Here is a 13,027-nt window from a genome sequence, read left to right on the forward strand (position 1 = left end):
GATTTCATATGTATGTCGGCACGCAGTTCCAGGCTCGGGACGATGATGACTATCGCGTCATGTCGCAGTTGGGGATCAAGCATGTTAATGCCGATCCGGCAGGCAATCCACACGACTGGACGCTGGATATTCTCAAAGCCCACCGCGAGCATATCGAAAGCTTTGGCCTCAATCTCGATATGATCCAGCTCCCGCTGAGCTCGCGCGTGATCGAGCAGCAATATAGTCCGGACATCCTGACAGCCGGACCGAACCGCGACCGCCAGGTCGACTCCATCTGCCGCCTGATCGAGAATGCCGCCGCTGCCGGCATACCCTCTGTCAAATACAATCTCAATATTATCGGCATTCCCCGCACCGCATTGGAAACTGGCCGCGGCGGATCGAAGAACGAAGCATTTCGGTGGGAAAAGGCTGATCACGATGCACCGCCCTCGATCGCCGGCATTCTCAGCGAGGAGGAGAATTGGGAGCGCATCGATTATTTCCTGTCGCGCGTCGTTCCCGTTGCCGAGGCTTGCAAAGTGCGGCTTGCCTGCCACCCGCATGATCCCTATACGCCGCCCGGTTATCGCGGGGTCACGCGCGTTCTTGGAAGCGTCGAAGGCTTGAAGAAATTCGTGCAGATGCACGAAAGCCCCTATCACGGTCTGAACTTCTGCCAGGGCACGGTCGGCGAGATGCTCGATAATCCGGCAGAGGAAATTTTCGACGTCATCCGCTGGTTTGGAGAGCGGGGCAAGCTCTTCAACGTCCACTTTCGCAATATCCGCGGCGGCAAGCTTTCCTTCATGGAGACCTTTCCGGAGGAAGGCGACATGGACATGTGGGGTTCGCTGAAAACATACGCCGAAGTCGGATACCAATATATGATCATGCCGGACCACGTGCCGCGCATTTCAGGGCGAGATCCGGAAAATACCGCCTTCGCTTTCACCTATGGCTACATTACCGCCATGTTGCAGGTCCTGGAAACGGCACGCTAGAGGGCAGATCCAGCGGCTTGCACTGCCATCGGCCCGCGCCGGCGACCTGAGCCGGATTCATAGATCTGCAACCGATCTCATTCCGCGAAAAGCTATATCGCGAAGAGCCCGCACGGCTGCGAATAAAGCATTGAAGTTATGGCTTATAGGGCCAATCTAGCTCGCCTTTGTTCATATATATGAACCGAATTCTTCTTGACGAACGCCAGGGCTAATCGGACAGTTGAGGCGGCTAAGTTCGACAATGATGCCGGAGCGCGACGCGTAACCGGCCCGCCCCCAGAGAAAGGAAGACTGATGACAAAATTCTCCACCGTTACCAAAAGTGCGATGGTCGCCCTCTGCGTGCTGATCGCCGTTGGCGCTGAGGCCAAAGACTGGAAGGAAGTCAATATTGGCGTGGAAGGAGCATTCCCGCCCTTCAATATGTCGGGATCTGATGGAACGCTCAGCGGTTACGACATCGATGTCGCCAACGAGGTCTGCAAGCGCGCAAACCTGACGTGCCACATCATCGCGCAGGACTGGGATAGCCAAATTCCGAGCCTCAACGCCGGCAAATTCGATGCGGTATTGACGATGGGACCGAACGAGAGCCGCCGCAAGGTCATCGATTTCACTGTTCCCTATGCCGTTACGGCGAACGCGCTCCTGGTTTCCAAATCCGGATCGCTTGGGTCGCTGCCGCATGGCGGCGAGGCGGTCAACGTCAATGATGGCTCCGCAAAGCCGATCATTGATGAGCTGCACAAGGCTCTGGACGGTAAGATCGTCGGCGCCCCGCTATCGACCAGCCAGCAGCAATTCATGGAACAGACCTTCGGCGATGTCATTCAGGTACGCACCTACAAGTCGTCTGAGCAAACGGACCTCGATCTCGCCTCCGGCCGCATTGACGCCGAATTCAACAATATCGTCTATCTGAACAGCGTCGTTTCCAAGCCGGGCAATGAGGACCTCGCGATCGTCGGCCCCCTCTTTACGGGCGGCGTCATGGCGACGGATGTCTGCTTCGGGGTCCGCAAGGGCGATTCCGATCTGCAAGCTATCCTCAGCAAAGCCATCGGTGAAGCCGTTGCCGACGGTACGCTCAAGAAGCTTTCTATGAAGTGGTTCAAGATCGACGTGAGCCCTAAGCCGAAAGCTTGAATACAGGCGCACTCATTGGAAAAGCCGGCCGCATTCACGCGGCCGGCTTTTGCGTACCTGCAAACCGGCCTTAAAGGCCGGCGTCCTTCCCGACGTAACGAACGACCTGTTCGTGGGTCGCAAACCAGACGTCCTTTTCGGCACGAATGCGCGTCAGGAGCTCGTCCAGAATCCAGATGCGCGAACGGTGGCCGATGATGTCGGGATGCATCGTCAGTTGGAAAAGGCCGCCTTCGGCTTTCGCCTGCTGGAATTCGCGCCAGAAGATGTTGAAGACCGCCTCAGGCGATGTATAGGGGCGCAAGCCCGTCCAGCGGTTCATGTCCATATAGACAGCGTCGTCGCGAATCCATTCGACGGGTAGCTCCACAACGCCCGTCCGCTCTCCGTCCATCAGCAATTCATAGCAATCGTCGTCGGCCATGAGGGAGGAATCGTAGAGAAGGCCCATTTCACGGGTGATCTGCAACGTGTTGGGGCTGAAATCCCAGGAGGGCGTGCGGATGCCCACCGGTCGCCTGCCGGTCACCTTTTCCAGGGTATCGGCCGCGCGCATCTGCAGATCGCGTTCCGCTTCAACCGGCAGGATTGTGTTGCGCTCATGGATCCATCCGTGGATGCCGATTTCATGCCCTCCTGCGACGAGCGCACGCTGCTCATCGGGATAGAGCAGCGCTGAGACGGCCGGTACGAAGAAGGTCGCGGAAACCGCGTGCTTCTCCAGCAGGCCGGAAATCCGGGGAATGCCCTGCCGCGGACCGTACTGACCTTGCGACAGGCGGCTGGTGGATTGACCGCCGTCCCTCAATTCGGATGTTTCATGGTCCGAGTCGAACGAGAGAGCTACGGCGCATTTCGCTCCATCGGGCCAGGTTTCAGGCGCTAGCCTGCGTCCGGCAGAAACTCTTCCGACCGTCTTGCGCCATTGTTCCTCCGGCCATTGCCAGGGTTCCAGCGCCTTGGCTTCGGGGCTTGCCGCATCATATGTCATTTCACACTCCGATTTTCAGAAATGGCCGCCATCGACCGAAAGGACCTGGCCGGTAATCCAGTCCGCTGCGTCGGACGCCAGGAAGAGGGTTGCGGCCGCGATATCCTCGGGCTTTCCGAGCCGTCGGCGCGCAACCGAACGGATCACCGCCTGCTGCTTTTCCTCGCCATAGGATGCCCATTGGCGCTCGTAGTCAGGACTGGTGCGCAGAAAGCCAGGTGCTACGGCATTGGCCGTAATGCCACAGGGACCGAGTTCATGGGCAAGTTGCCGGATGAGGCCCAATTGCGCCGCCTTCGCGCTGGCATAGGCCTGAATGCCTGTCATGCTAACGCCGAGGCCGGCTCCGCTGGAAATTGCGATAATGCGGCCATAGCCTCGGGATTTCATGCCCGGGATTGCGGCCTGCGCAACCGAAAAAGCTCCGCGGACGTTGACATCATAGATCGCATCCCAATCTTCGAGCGGCACCTCTTCGGCGGGTCGATGTCTTTGTCCGAGCACGCCTCCGGCGACATGGACCAGAATGTCCACGCCTCCCTGCTCGGCTTCGATACTGCCGACGACCGCGTCTATGCTTGCCCTGTCGGTCACATCGAGAAAGCTGGTTTTCAATGTGCCGGCGCCATCGCTCGAGACCATCGTTTCGATCTCCTCACGCAGAATATCGGTCGCGACGACATTGGCGCCGCTTTCGACAAACGCCCTTGCTATCCCGTGGCCGATGCCGCGCGCGGCTCCGGTGATCAGAACGGTGCGGCCCGCAAAGTCGATGTGCATTTGAGATATCCCCTTCACCTCTGTTCGATCGCCGGAATTTCACCCTTGAAGCCGTTGCGCAGATCGAACTCTCTGGCGCACTGAAGAAGCGCGTCGATGATCCTGTCGCGATTCATAGCAAAGCGTGCCGTAACGACCGCGACATTGAGGGCGCCCACGACCTTGCCGGTCAAATCATGGACCGGCGCCGCCAGCCCGGAGCCGCCGATTTCGACTTCCTGATCGCTGATGGAATAGCCCAGACTGCGCGTTTCGGCGATGATCCGCCTGATCTCGCCGCGATCGACAACCGTGTAGTCGGTATGTTTCACAAGGCGTTCGGATGCGAGATATTCGTCGATCAGCCTCGGCTCCAATGCGGCAAGGAGTACGCGGCCTATGGCGCTGCAATAGGACGGGAAAGAGCCGGCAAGCTCGGAATCGTAACGGATCGTCTGTTTGCTGACGCACTTGGCGATCGTCTTCACCCGCCGGCCGGGTGAAGGAACGCCGAGGAAGGTGCTCTCGCCGGTATCATCCCTCAGCTTCTGCAATATGGGCTGTGCGATCGCGATGAGCTGCGCATCTCTTCCGGACGTCCAACCTGGCCCGCTGCGGCAAGCTTCATTCAGGCGATAACGTTCCGGTTCCTCACGCACGGCATAGCCACGCGACACGAGCGTCTGAAGCAGGTTGAATGCACTGCTTTTGGGATAATCGAGTTCCGCCACGATCTGGCGCAGCGTAAGCGGTTCGCTCGCGCGCGCCAGCAGCTCCAGAAGCTCCAGTATACGGCCGGCCGATTTAACGTCATTGTTCATGTATGTGAACCATATTTCTATTGTGGAATGAAGTTCAATCGATAACACTGCCAATGTCAAGGGCTGAATGGCCGACATCGAGATCGAAAGGATGAATGCAAATGGATCGGACCGCAATCGTGACGGGTGGCGCAAGAGGCATTGGCAAGGCTTGCGCCATCGGGTTGGCCAAAGCCGGTTTCGACATTGCGCTTGTCGATCTGCTTGAGCCAGAGATGCAGGCGACGGCGTCGGCCATTCGGGCCATCGGTCGCCGTGCAATCGTCCATCAGGCGGATGTTTCCGATTTCGCTCGTGCTGGTGAGATCGTGTCAGATGTGGAGAAGGCGTTCGGTCGCGTCGACTTTCTGCTGAATAACGCCGGCGCATCGAACCCGACCGGCATCCTGGAGATCACGGAGGCGTCTTTTGATCGAACGATTGCGATCAATCTGAAGAGCTGCTTCAACTATATTCATCATGCCGCCCCCATTATGCTCGCCCAAGGTGGTGGCCGGATTACGAGCATCTCTTCGCTGAACGCACTCTCCGGCGGAGTGACGGCCGCGGTCAGCAAGTTTGCCTATGCCTCGGCCAAAGCCGGTATTCTTGGAATGACGCGGGCGCTGGCCAAGGAACTGGGACCAAGCATCTCCATCAACGCGATCTGCCCCGGCGTCATCCAGACCGAGATCGACACGCTTTTTACGGGTGAGCGCGAAGCGGAAACCGTATCGGGCATTGCGTTGGGTCGCCTTGGCTGTGCCGACGACGTGGCAAACCTCGTTGTTTTCCTGGCAACGTCCGAACCGCTGTTCATGACCGGGCAAGCTCTCGTCGTCGACGGCTTTCAATTCAAAGTTTGACGCTCACTGATACCGATGCAGGCGCATATTCCTTCCATCATGGAAATTATCGGCTTCGGACCCCGCGGATGGGGGCTCGCACTGCTGCTGGCGACCGGCGTTACCTTTGCGGTCGCGCTTAGCGGCTTTGCCCTTGGTGCCGTCTTCGGCATAATGGGCGCACGTGCGAAGCTCTCCAGGCGTCGTTGGGCTCGAACGTCCGCGGATGTCTACACAACGGTCCTGCGCGGCCTGCCGGATCTGCTGATCATCTATCTCTTCTATTTCGGCGGCAGCGTTCTCCTAACCTCCATCGCGCGGTTCTTCGGGTCCAGCCAGTTCCTGGGACTTCCCGCCTTTCTCACCGGAACGCTGGCGCTTGGCATCGTCGCCGGCGCCTATCAGACAGAAGTGCTGCGCGGAGCCTATCTCGCCGTTTCCACCGGACAAGCGGAAGCCGCCAAGTCCCTTGGCCTGTCCCGATGGCACACGTTTCGCCTTGTGCTGGCACCGCAGATATTGCGCTTTGCCCTGCCGGGCCTCGGCAATATCTGGCAGCTCGTGCTGAAGGATTCTGCGCTGATTTCTGTCACCGGCCTTGTTGAACTGATCCGTCAGGCGCAGATCGGCGCCGGCAGCACGCGAGAGCCCTTTCTGTTCTATGTCGTTGCTGCCGCACTTTATCTGGTCATCACGTCAGCCTCGAGCAGCGCTTTCCGTCTTGCCGAGACCCGGTCCTATCGCGGGGTGGCCCGGCGATGATCGACTTCGCGTTTTTTGCTGATACCTTTCGCCAACTACTCGGCGGTATGCCGCTGACACTTGCCCTCACCGGAATTGCGACGGTCGCGGGCTTGATACTGGCGCTTGTCCTGGCAGCGATGCGCTTGTCTTCCAATCGCTTTTTTGACTGGCCGGCACGCTTCTATATTTTCTGCTTCAGGGGGTCTCCTCTGCTGGTGCAGATCTTTCTGATCTATTACGGTCTTAGCCAGTTTCCGGAACTGCGCAGAAGCATTCTCTGGCCTTATCTGCGCGATCCTTTCTGGTGCGCCTCACTGGCTCTTTCGCTGAACACTGCGGCCTATGCGAGTGAGGTATTTCGCGGCGGATTCCTGTCGGTACCGAAGGGAATGGTCGAGGCTGCGCGGGCCTGCGGCATGTCACGATCCCTGACATTTCGCCATATCATTGCCCCTCTTGCCTTAAGGCAGGCTCTGCCGGCCTACGGCAATGAAATCATCCTGATCGTCAAGGCATCGTCACTCGCTTCGACCGTCACCCTGATGGAAGTCACAGGCATTGCGGCCGGAATTATCGCCGAAACCTATCGTCCCATAGAGGTTTTCATCTGCGCTGCGGCCATCTATCTCACGGTGAACTTCATCGTGACGCGCGCCGTGCAGGCGGCCGAATATGTGATCACGCCGGAACGGCGATCCTAATATGTTGTTCTACCGTCAAAGCTGAGACGGCATACCGTGCGCCGACGGACGTCAAGCCCGCTGAGCCGATACCCTGACGAAGTCGATGAATGCCCTTAGCGGCGCGGGCACGAGGCGCCGTCCGGGATAGTAAAGGAACGGCCCCGAGAAGCGCTGCCACCATGGTTCGAGGATCGGCTCGAGTGCGCCGCTGTCAAGAAACGGACGCAACCAGTCTTCGAAGAGGTAGACGATCCCCGTCCCGGCGATCGCCGCATCGACCGCAAGATCGGTCGCGCCACCCAACCGGACAATCAGTGGCCCAGTGCAATCGACCCGCAACACCTCGCCTCCGCGCTCGAACTCCCACGGCGTCGTCATCGCACCGCTGGAGAAGCGACCCAAGATGCAGGCGTGGCCGAGCAGCTCGCTCGGGTGCTGCGGCCGACCATGGCAATCGAGGTAGGCCGGGGAGGCTGCGACGGCGAAGCGCTGGAAGCGCGGTCCGATCGGCACCGCGATCATATCCTGCTCCAGCCGCTCGTCATATCGGATGCCGGCGTCGCAGCCGGCAGCCAGCACGTCGACGAAGCTCTCCTCGGTGATTACTTCGAGTCGGATGTCGGGATAGGCGGCAAGGAATGCAGGAATGATGCTGGGGAGCACCAACCGCGCGGCGCTGACCGGCACATTAAGACGCAACGTACCTGCCGGCCTGTCGCGAAATCGGTTGACGACGTCGAGGGCCGACTCCACCTCGATCAAAGCCGGGCCGAGCCGCTCCAGCAAACCTTTGCCCGCCTCAGTTGGGACGACACTGCGCGTTGTGCGGTTGAACAGTCTGACGCCCAGCTGTGTTTCGAGACGGCGAACCGCTTCACTGAGAAAGGAGGCGCTGCTACCGCTTGCACGCGCTCCCTCGCGAAAGCCGCCTGCACGCGCTACCGCCACAAAGGCATTGAGATCACCGAGATCGACCTTCATTGTTCGCCATTCCGCACAACCTGTACCGGTTGTATCCAATTTTCATGCATTGCGACAACGCCTATCTTTTTGCTGTCATCTCTTGAAAGGAGTTAGCTCATGTCCACAATCGATCAATCCGGCATGTTTACCCTCGGCAAGCACAGCGTGAAGCGGCTCGGCTACGGCGCCATGCAACTTGCGGGGCCGGGTGTGTTTGGCCCGCCTCGGGATCATGAAGCGGCGCTGATCGTGCTGCGTGAAGCGGTCGAGAGTGGCGTAAACCACATCGACACCAGCGACTTCTACGGCCCGCATGTTACCAACCAAATCATCCGCGAAGCGCTCCACCCCTATCGCGACGATCTGGTCATCGTCACCAAGATCGGCGCACGGCGCGGCGCGGATGGATCATGGAACCCGGCCTTCTCCCGCGAAGAACTGACAAAGGCGGTGCACGACAATCTCCGCAATCTGAGCCTGGATGTGATGGAGGTGGTCAATCTTCGCATCGTGTTCGACGTGCATGGCCCTGCCGAAGGGTCGATCGAAGCGCCTCTGACGGTCTTGGCCGATCTCCAACGGCAAGGTCTGGTCCGTCACATCGGGCTGAGCAACGTCACGCCCACACAAATCGCCGAAGGTCGTCGGATCACCGAGATTGTCTGCGTGCAAAACCAGTACAATCTCGCGCATCGGGCCGACGATGCGCTGATCGACGATCTTGCCCGCGACGGCATCGCCTACGTGCCGTTCTTTCCGCTGGGCGGGTTCACCCCACTGCAATCGTCCACTTTGTCCGAGGTCGCCGCACACCTCGGCGCCACGCCCATGCAAGTGGCGCTCGCCTGGCTGCTGCGCCGCGCGCCAAACATCCTTTTGATACCCGGCACCTCGTCCGTCGGTCATCTGCGAGAAAATCTCGCCGCCGCCGCACTGGTGCTACCTGATGACGCCGCTAAGGAGCTGGACCACATGGCGAATATCGCCTCGTAGAGGCATCGGAAGCTGCAGGTAGCCGATGCTACGCCAGGCTCTCGCTCGTGGCGTAGCATCGGCGCCGAACTTGACGGCAACAGCAGAAAAGCCTCTTCTACACTTCCCCATTGATGCCTATCCTCTTGCCTCTAGATCTGGACCATGGAGAGCTCGATGCGCATTGAACATGCCTTTCTATTCGATCTTGACGGCACGTTGGTAGACAGCGTCTATCAGCATGTGCTTGCCTGGAAAGAGGCCTTGGACGCCGAGGGCATAGACCTCTCAATATGGCGTATCCATAGAAAAATCGGCATGAGTGGCGGGCTGTTCACCAATCAGTTGCTTCGTGAAACCGGTATGTCGATAACCGACGACACGAATGAGCGGTTGCGGCAACTTCACGCCGAGGCCTATCGCCGCCTCGGCGCCCAGATACGCCCTCTTCCCGGCGCAAGCGAACTTCTGCAATGGCTTTCGGACGCCGGGATCCCGTTCGCGATCGCCACAAGTGGCCGCATGGAGACGGCAGCGGTCAATATTGCTGCCTTGGGGATCGACCCGGAAGCTTTTCCGATCATCACCCGAGACAAGGTCAAATATGCCAAGCCCGACCCGGACCTGTTTATTGCGGCCGCAGAAGCTCTGGGCGTTGCGATAGAAAATTCAGTCGTCGTCGGAGACAGCATCTGGGACATGCTTGCGGCGACGCGCTGCAAGGCGCTCGGGGTCGGGCTGCTCAGCGGTGGCTATGGCCGGGAAGAACTCAAGGACGCCAGGGCGATCCGCGTCTACGAAGATCCGGCCGACCTTCTCTATCACATCGACGAAGTGGGAGGGCGGCGCTAAACGACGAAAGCGCCGCCAAATCAGTTGTTCGCGGGCATATTATACGGCGTGATAATTTCGACTGCGGATAGTACCGCCGGCGCGGCACGTTCTTTCACCAGACCGCTCATAATTGCCCGAAATGCCGAACGCGCATCCGTTCGCAGGTCGTGATGCAACACGAAACCGATCTTGCCCGCAGCAAGCAGTGCGCGATTGTCGGCATCGAGATCATGCGCGACAAAAATGCGGATTTCCCTCCCAGCCTCTTCGAAGGCGGCGAGCACGGCCCTGTTTCCGCCACCGATGGAATAGACCGCATTGATCATCGCATCCGCCGCGATGGCACGAGCGGCAAGGATCCCAGTGGCGGCATCGGCGCCGTGACCTTCGCTGATCTCGGCAACGCCGATCTCAGGATAGCGCTCGCGAAGAACGCGGCGAAAGCCTATCTCCCGCTCCTCCTCGCCGCGAAAGCGGCCGCTCGACAGTGTCACAAGCACCCTGGCGGCGGCTCCATCGAAGCGGTTGCCGATAAGGTAGGCCGCCGTCTCCCCAGCCGCGCGATTATCGGCGCCGGCGTAGACCGCACGGGAAGAATTCGGCAGGTCCGTCACCAGTGTGACGACGGTGATGCCGGTTTTGGTCGCGCGCTCGACCGCAGCAGCAATCTCGGGAATATCCGGAGCCTTCAGCACAATTCCATGGGTGCCGCGCAGCCGGATGCGATCAAGCAGTTGCACCAATTCAATGGGCTTCATGATTTCTGCGAAATGAAACCGGCAGCGAAAAACCGTCGGCAGAAAGGTCGTCACTTCTGCTTCGAAGGCGGCACGCACGGCGTCGGAAAAACGCTCCGGCGTCTCCATGACGATATCGATCGCCAGTGTCCGTCCGCTCGCTGTGACACCCGCCTGCTGCTTTTCCAACTCGGCAATCGCCGCCTTCACCCGCATCTCGGTCTGCCGCCGCACGCCTGCCCGTCCGTTCAGCACCCGGTCGACAGTGGCGGTGCTGAGCCCGGCTTGGAAAGCGATGTCCTTGACGAGAAATGGATGTGACACGAGGTTCATTCTGATGGTTTTTTGATGGATTCGTGATCTATAACACACCGGCATCTGCCGTATAGTGGCTTCATCAGAGATGGAGGAACATCTGATGAAAACCGACAATCTTCAGAAGCAGCGTGCCGACCGCGTCTGGCTGACCGAGGACGCCTGCGACCTTGGCGATTTCCGAGCGCTGGCTGAAAAGACCACCTCGCTTTCCGACTATCCAACCGCCGATCGCGTCGAGAAAAATGTCCTGATCTATGACAGCCGCAAGGTTCTGGCTGATATTGCGATCCCACAAGGTCGTCGCGCCGTGCTCGCTGAAATCTGTGAGGCCTTTGGCGAGGGCCCGGGCGTCGTCGTCTTCAAACGTGCCTACGAGGATCTCTCCGTCATTGATCGCGCCAGCGCGATTTTCGACGATATCATCGAGCAGCAGCACCGCACGGCCACCGGCGGCGGGGATCATTTCGCCAAGCCTGGCGCCAACGACCGTATCTGGAATTCGCTGGAAAAACATTGCCTCGCCGATCCCGAAAACTTCGCGGAATATTACGGCAATGCCATTATCGCCATCGCAAGCGAAGCCTGGCTCGGGCCAAGCTATCAAATGACCGCGCAGGTCAATCGCGTCAATCCGGGTGGTGCAGCACAATCCGCTCACCGCGACTATCATCTCGGTTTTCAGTCGTCGAAGGTGATCGAGCAATTTCCGGCCCATGTGCACAGGCTTTCGCCCGTTCTGACGTTGCAGGGCGCAGTTGCCCATTGCGATATGCCGCTCGAAAGCGGGCCGACGCTTTTCTTGCCGCACAGCCAGACTTACGTGCCCGGCTATCTCGCACTGAAGCGTCAGGAATTCCGCGACTATTTCGATCGCAACCATATCCAGCTTCCGCTCGAAAAAGGTGATGTCGTCTTCTTCAATCCCGCTCTCTTCCATGCGGCCGGCAACAACCGCTCGGCGGATATCAAGCGCGTGGCAAATCTGTTGCAGGTTTCCTCCGCCTTCGGCCGCGCCATGGAGACGGTCAATCGCGAACGCATGAGCGTGCGGCTGTTTCCGGCGCTGAAAGCGCTGAAATCGGCAGGCAAGCTCTCCGAGACCGAAGTGTCGAACGCAATTGCCGCCTGCGCCGAAGGCTATTCCTTCCCCACCAACCTCGACCGTGACCCACCCCTCGGCGGCCTTGCCCCGAAGACGCAGGCTCAACTGATGCATGAGGCGCTACAAGAAAGCTGGAGCGACGAAGCTTTCACGAAAGCCCTCGCGGAACAGGCCGAGAAGAAACTGACCTGACGACCGCCAAAGGCACCGGCCATCCACCACACCAAAGCCTCTCGTATCGCGAGGGGCTTTCCGCATATCGCATCAGACCATTCCGGGAGGAAACCACATGAGCACAGACTACAGCCGTCTCGACGGCAAGATCGCAATCGTCACCGGCGGTACCCAGGGGCTCGGCGCCACAATTGCCCGCCTCTTTGCCGAGCGCGGCGCCAAAGGCATCGTCATCTGCGGCCGCAACGAGGCGAAGGGCAAAGCCAAGGCGCAGGAGATTTCGGCCGCAACAAGCGCCGAAGTCGTTTACGTCAAAGCCGATCTCGGCAAGGTGGAGGATGCGCGCAATGTCGTGCACGTCTGTGACCGGACCTTCGGTCGCATCGATGCGCTGGTGAATGCCGCCGCCATCACCGATCGCGGCACAATTCTAGACACCAGTCCCGAGCTTTTCGACGCCATGTTCGCCGTCAATGTCCGGGCACCGTTCTTCCTGATGCAGGAAACCGTCAAAGTCATGCGGCGCGAGAAGATCGAAGGCACGATTGTCAATATCGGCTCGATGTCGGCCAAAGCAGGCCAACCCTTCATCGTTGCCTATTGCGCCTCCAAGGGCGCGCTGGAAACACTGACGAAAAATACCGCCTACGCGCTGCTGCGCAACCGTATCCGCGTCAACGGCCTCAACATCGGCTGGATGGCCTCAGAAGGCGAAGACCGGATCCAGCGGGAATATCACGATGCGCCCGCCGACTGGCTGGAAAAGGCGGCAGCGAGCCAGCCCTTCGGCCGTCTGGTCGACCCGCAAGAAGTGGCCCGCGCCTGCGCCTATCTGTCGTCGGCCGAGTCCGGTCTCATGACCGGCTCGGTTATCTGTTTCGACCAGTCGGTCTGGGGTGCTTACGACGGATCGCCGCATCCGATGGCCGCGCTTTGAAAAAAAACGCGAAAACAATCGGCGCGCGGGAAT

Annotated in this window: 14 protein-coding genes; 9 read left to right on the forward strand and 5 right to left on the reverse strand. The window is 59.4% G+C overall.

The window, feature by feature from the left end; translation table 11 throughout:
- Positions 1-8 precede the first annotated feature (8 nt).
- A complete protein-coding gene (locus CCGE525_RS32460; RefSeq protein ID WP_120708278.1) occupies positions 9-986 on the forward strand; it encodes a mannonate dehydratase in 978 nt (325 codons plus the stop codon).
- Between the two features lie 297 nt (positions 987-1,283).
- Positions 1,284-2,135: a transporter substrate-binding domain-containing protein gene (locus CCGE525_RS32465; RefSeq protein WP_120708279.1), complete on the forward strand. Its 852-nt coding sequence runs from the start codon at positions 1,284-1,286 to the stop codon at positions 2,133-2,135.
- Between the two features lie 70 nt (positions 2,136-2,205).
- On the opposite strand, the gene CCGE525_RS32470 is transcribed toward CCGE525_RS32465, so the two are convergent.
- The 3 genes from CCGE525_RS32470 to CCGE525_RS32480 are packed head-to-tail and all read right to left on the reverse strand — an operon-like array spanning position 2,206 to position 4,706.
- Positions 2,206-3,126, reverse strand: a complete 921-nt coding sequence (locus CCGE525_RS32470; RefSeq protein WP_120708280.1) for a polysaccharide deacetylase family protein — start codon at positions 3,124-3,126, stop codon at positions 2,206-2,208.
- A 15-nt stretch (positions 3,127-3,141) separates the two neighbouring features.
- Complete coding sequence (locus tag CCGE525_RS32475) at positions 3,142-3,906, reverse strand: SDR family NAD(P)-dependent oxidoreductase (protein ID WP_120708281.1); 765 nt, start codon at positions 3,904-3,906, stop codon at positions 3,142-3,144.
- 14 nt (positions 3,907-3,920) lie between these two features.
- Positions 3,921-4,706 carry an IclR family transcriptional regulator gene (locus CCGE525_RS32480; RefSeq protein WP_120708282.1) on the reverse strand — a complete coding sequence of 262 codons (786 nt, stop codon included), beginning with the start codon at positions 4,704-4,706 and terminating at the stop codon, positions 3,921-3,923.
- A 101-nt stretch (positions 4,707-4,807) separates the two neighbouring features.
- Between CCGE525_RS32480 and CCGE525_RS32485 the strand changes: the two genes are divergently transcribed.
- Genes CCGE525_RS32485 through CCGE525_RS32495 form a run of 3 tightly spaced genes read left to right on the forward strand, consistent with a single transcriptional unit; the run spans position 4,808 to position 6,975 of the window.
- On the forward strand, positions 4,808-5,551 hold the full coding sequence (locus CCGE525_RS32485; RefSeq protein ID WP_245472231.1) for an SDR family NAD(P)-dependent oxidoreductase: 744 nt from the start codon (positions 4,808-4,810) through the stop codon (positions 5,549-5,551).
- Between the two features lie 15 nt (positions 5,552-5,566).
- Positions 5,567-6,292, forward strand: coding sequence for an ABC transporter permease (locus CCGE525_RS32490; protein ID WP_245472232.1), 726 nt, complete (start codon positions 5,567-5,569; stop codon positions 6,290-6,292).
- Positions 6,289-6,975 (forward strand): ABC transporter permease, encoded by a 687-nt coding sequence (locus CCGE525_RS32495; RefSeq protein WP_120708284.1) that lies wholly within the window; start codon positions 6,289-6,291, stop codon positions 6,973-6,975. The genes CCGE525_RS32490 and CCGE525_RS32495 overlap by 4 nt, the downstream gene beginning before the upstream one ends.
- Positions 6,976-7,026: 51 nt before the next feature.
- Here CCGE525_RS32495 and CCGE525_RS32500 read toward each other — a convergent pair whose 3' ends face one another.
- A complete protein-coding gene (locus CCGE525_RS32500) occupies positions 7,027-7,938 on the reverse strand; it encodes a LysR family transcriptional regulator (protein WP_120708285.1) in 912 nt (303 codons plus the stop codon).
- A 99-nt stretch (positions 7,939-8,037) separates the two neighbouring features.
- Between CCGE525_RS32500 and CCGE525_RS32505 the strand changes: the two genes are divergently transcribed.
- Together CCGE525_RS32505 and CCGE525_RS32510 are read left to right on the forward strand one after the other, a co-directional pair.
- Positions 8,038-8,913, forward strand: coding sequence for an aldo/keto reductase family oxidoreductase (locus tag CCGE525_RS32505; RefSeq protein ID WP_120708286.1), 876 nt, complete (start codon positions 8,038-8,040; stop codon positions 8,911-8,913).
- A gap of 156 nt (positions 8,914-9,069) precedes the next feature.
- The gene (locus CCGE525_RS32510) at positions 9,070-9,744 is read left to right on the forward strand and encodes an HAD family hydrolase (protein ID WP_120708287.1); all 675 of its coding nucleotides are present in this window, start codon (positions 9,070-9,072) and stop codon (positions 9,742-9,744) included.
- A gap of 20 nt (positions 9,745-9,764) precedes the next feature.
- Here the strand turns inward: CCGE525_RS32510 and CCGE525_RS32515 are convergent, their stop codons facing one another.
- Complete coding sequence (locus CCGE525_RS32515; protein ID WP_120708754.1) at positions 9,765-10,787, reverse strand: LacI family DNA-binding transcriptional regulator; 1,023 nt, start codon at positions 10,785-10,787, stop codon at positions 9,765-9,767.
- 94 nt (positions 10,788-10,881) lie between these two features.
- Here CCGE525_RS32515 and CCGE525_RS32520 point away from each other — a divergent pair, with 94 nt between their 5' ends.
- Together CCGE525_RS32520 and CCGE525_RS32525 are read left to right on the forward strand one after the other, a co-directional pair.
- The gene (locus CCGE525_RS32520; RefSeq protein ID WP_120708288.1) at positions 10,882-12,075 is read left to right on the forward strand and encodes a phytanoyl-CoA dioxygenase family protein; all 1,194 of its coding nucleotides are present in this window, start codon (positions 10,882-10,884) and stop codon (positions 12,073-12,075) included.
- A gap of 97 nt (positions 12,076-12,172) precedes the next feature.
- Positions 12,173-12,994 (forward strand): SDR family oxidoreductase, encoded by an 822-nt coding sequence (locus tag CCGE525_RS32525; protein ID WP_120708289.1) that lies wholly within the window; start codon positions 12,173-12,175, stop codon positions 12,992-12,994.
- Positions 12,995-13,027 lie beyond the last annotated feature (33 nt).

Origin of the sequence: Rhizobium jaguaris (assembly GCF_003627755.1) — a bacterium.
Taxonomy (GTDB): domain Bacteria; phylum Pseudomonadota; class Alphaproteobacteria; order Rhizobiales; family Rhizobiaceae; genus Rhizobium; species Rhizobium jaguaris.

Coding starts and splice junctions, on each gene's coding strand:
- CCGE525_RS32510 (WP_120708287.1), top strand. CDS start 9,070: ATGCGCATTGAACATGCCTTTCTATTCGATCTTGACGGCACGTTGGTA.
- CCGE525_RS32525 (WP_120708289.1), top strand. CDS start 12,173: ATGAGCACAGACTACAGCCGTCTCGACGGCAAGATCGCAATCGTCACC.
- CCGE525_RS32500 (WP_120708285.1), bottom strand. CDS start 7,938: ATGAAGGTCGATCTCGGTGATCTCAATGCCTTTGTGGCGGTAGCGCGT.
- CCGE525_RS32480 (WP_120708282.1), bottom strand. CDS start 4,706: ATGAACAATGACGTTAAATCGGCCGGCCGTATACTGGAGCTTCTGGAG.
- CCGE525_RS32495 (WP_120708284.1), top strand. CDS start 6,289: ATGATCGACTTCGCGTTTTTTGCTGATACCTTTCGCCAACTACTCGGC.
- CCGE525_RS32475 (WP_120708281.1), bottom strand. CDS start 3,906: ATGCACATCGACTTTGCGGGCCGCACCGTTCTGATCACCGGAGCCGCG.
- CCGE525_RS32520 (WP_120708288.1), top strand. CDS start 10,882: ATGAAAACCGACAATCTTCAGAAGCAGCGTGCCGACCGCGTCTGGCTG.
- CCGE525_RS32470 (WP_120708280.1), bottom strand. CDS start 3,126: ATGACATATGATGCGGCAAGCCCCGAAGCCAAGGCGCTGGAACCCTGG.
- CCGE525_RS32465 (WP_120708279.1), top strand. CDS start 1,284: ATGACAAAATTCTCCACCGTTACCAAAAGTGCGATGGTCGCCCTCTGC.
- CCGE525_RS32460 (WP_120708278.1), top strand. CDS start 9: ATGTATGTCGGCACGCAGTTCCAGGCTCGGGACGATGATGACTATCGC.
- CCGE525_RS32505 (WP_120708286.1), top strand. CDS start 8,038: ATGTCCACAATCGATCAATCCGGCATGTTTACCCTCGGCAAGCACAGC.
- CCGE525_RS32485 (WP_245472231.1), top strand. CDS start 4,808: ATGGATCGGACCGCAATCGTGACGGGTGGCGCAAGAGGCATTGGCAAG.
- CCGE525_RS32490 (WP_245472232.1), top strand. CDS start 5,567: ATGCAGGCGCATATTCCTTCCATCATGGAAATTATCGGCTTCGGACCC.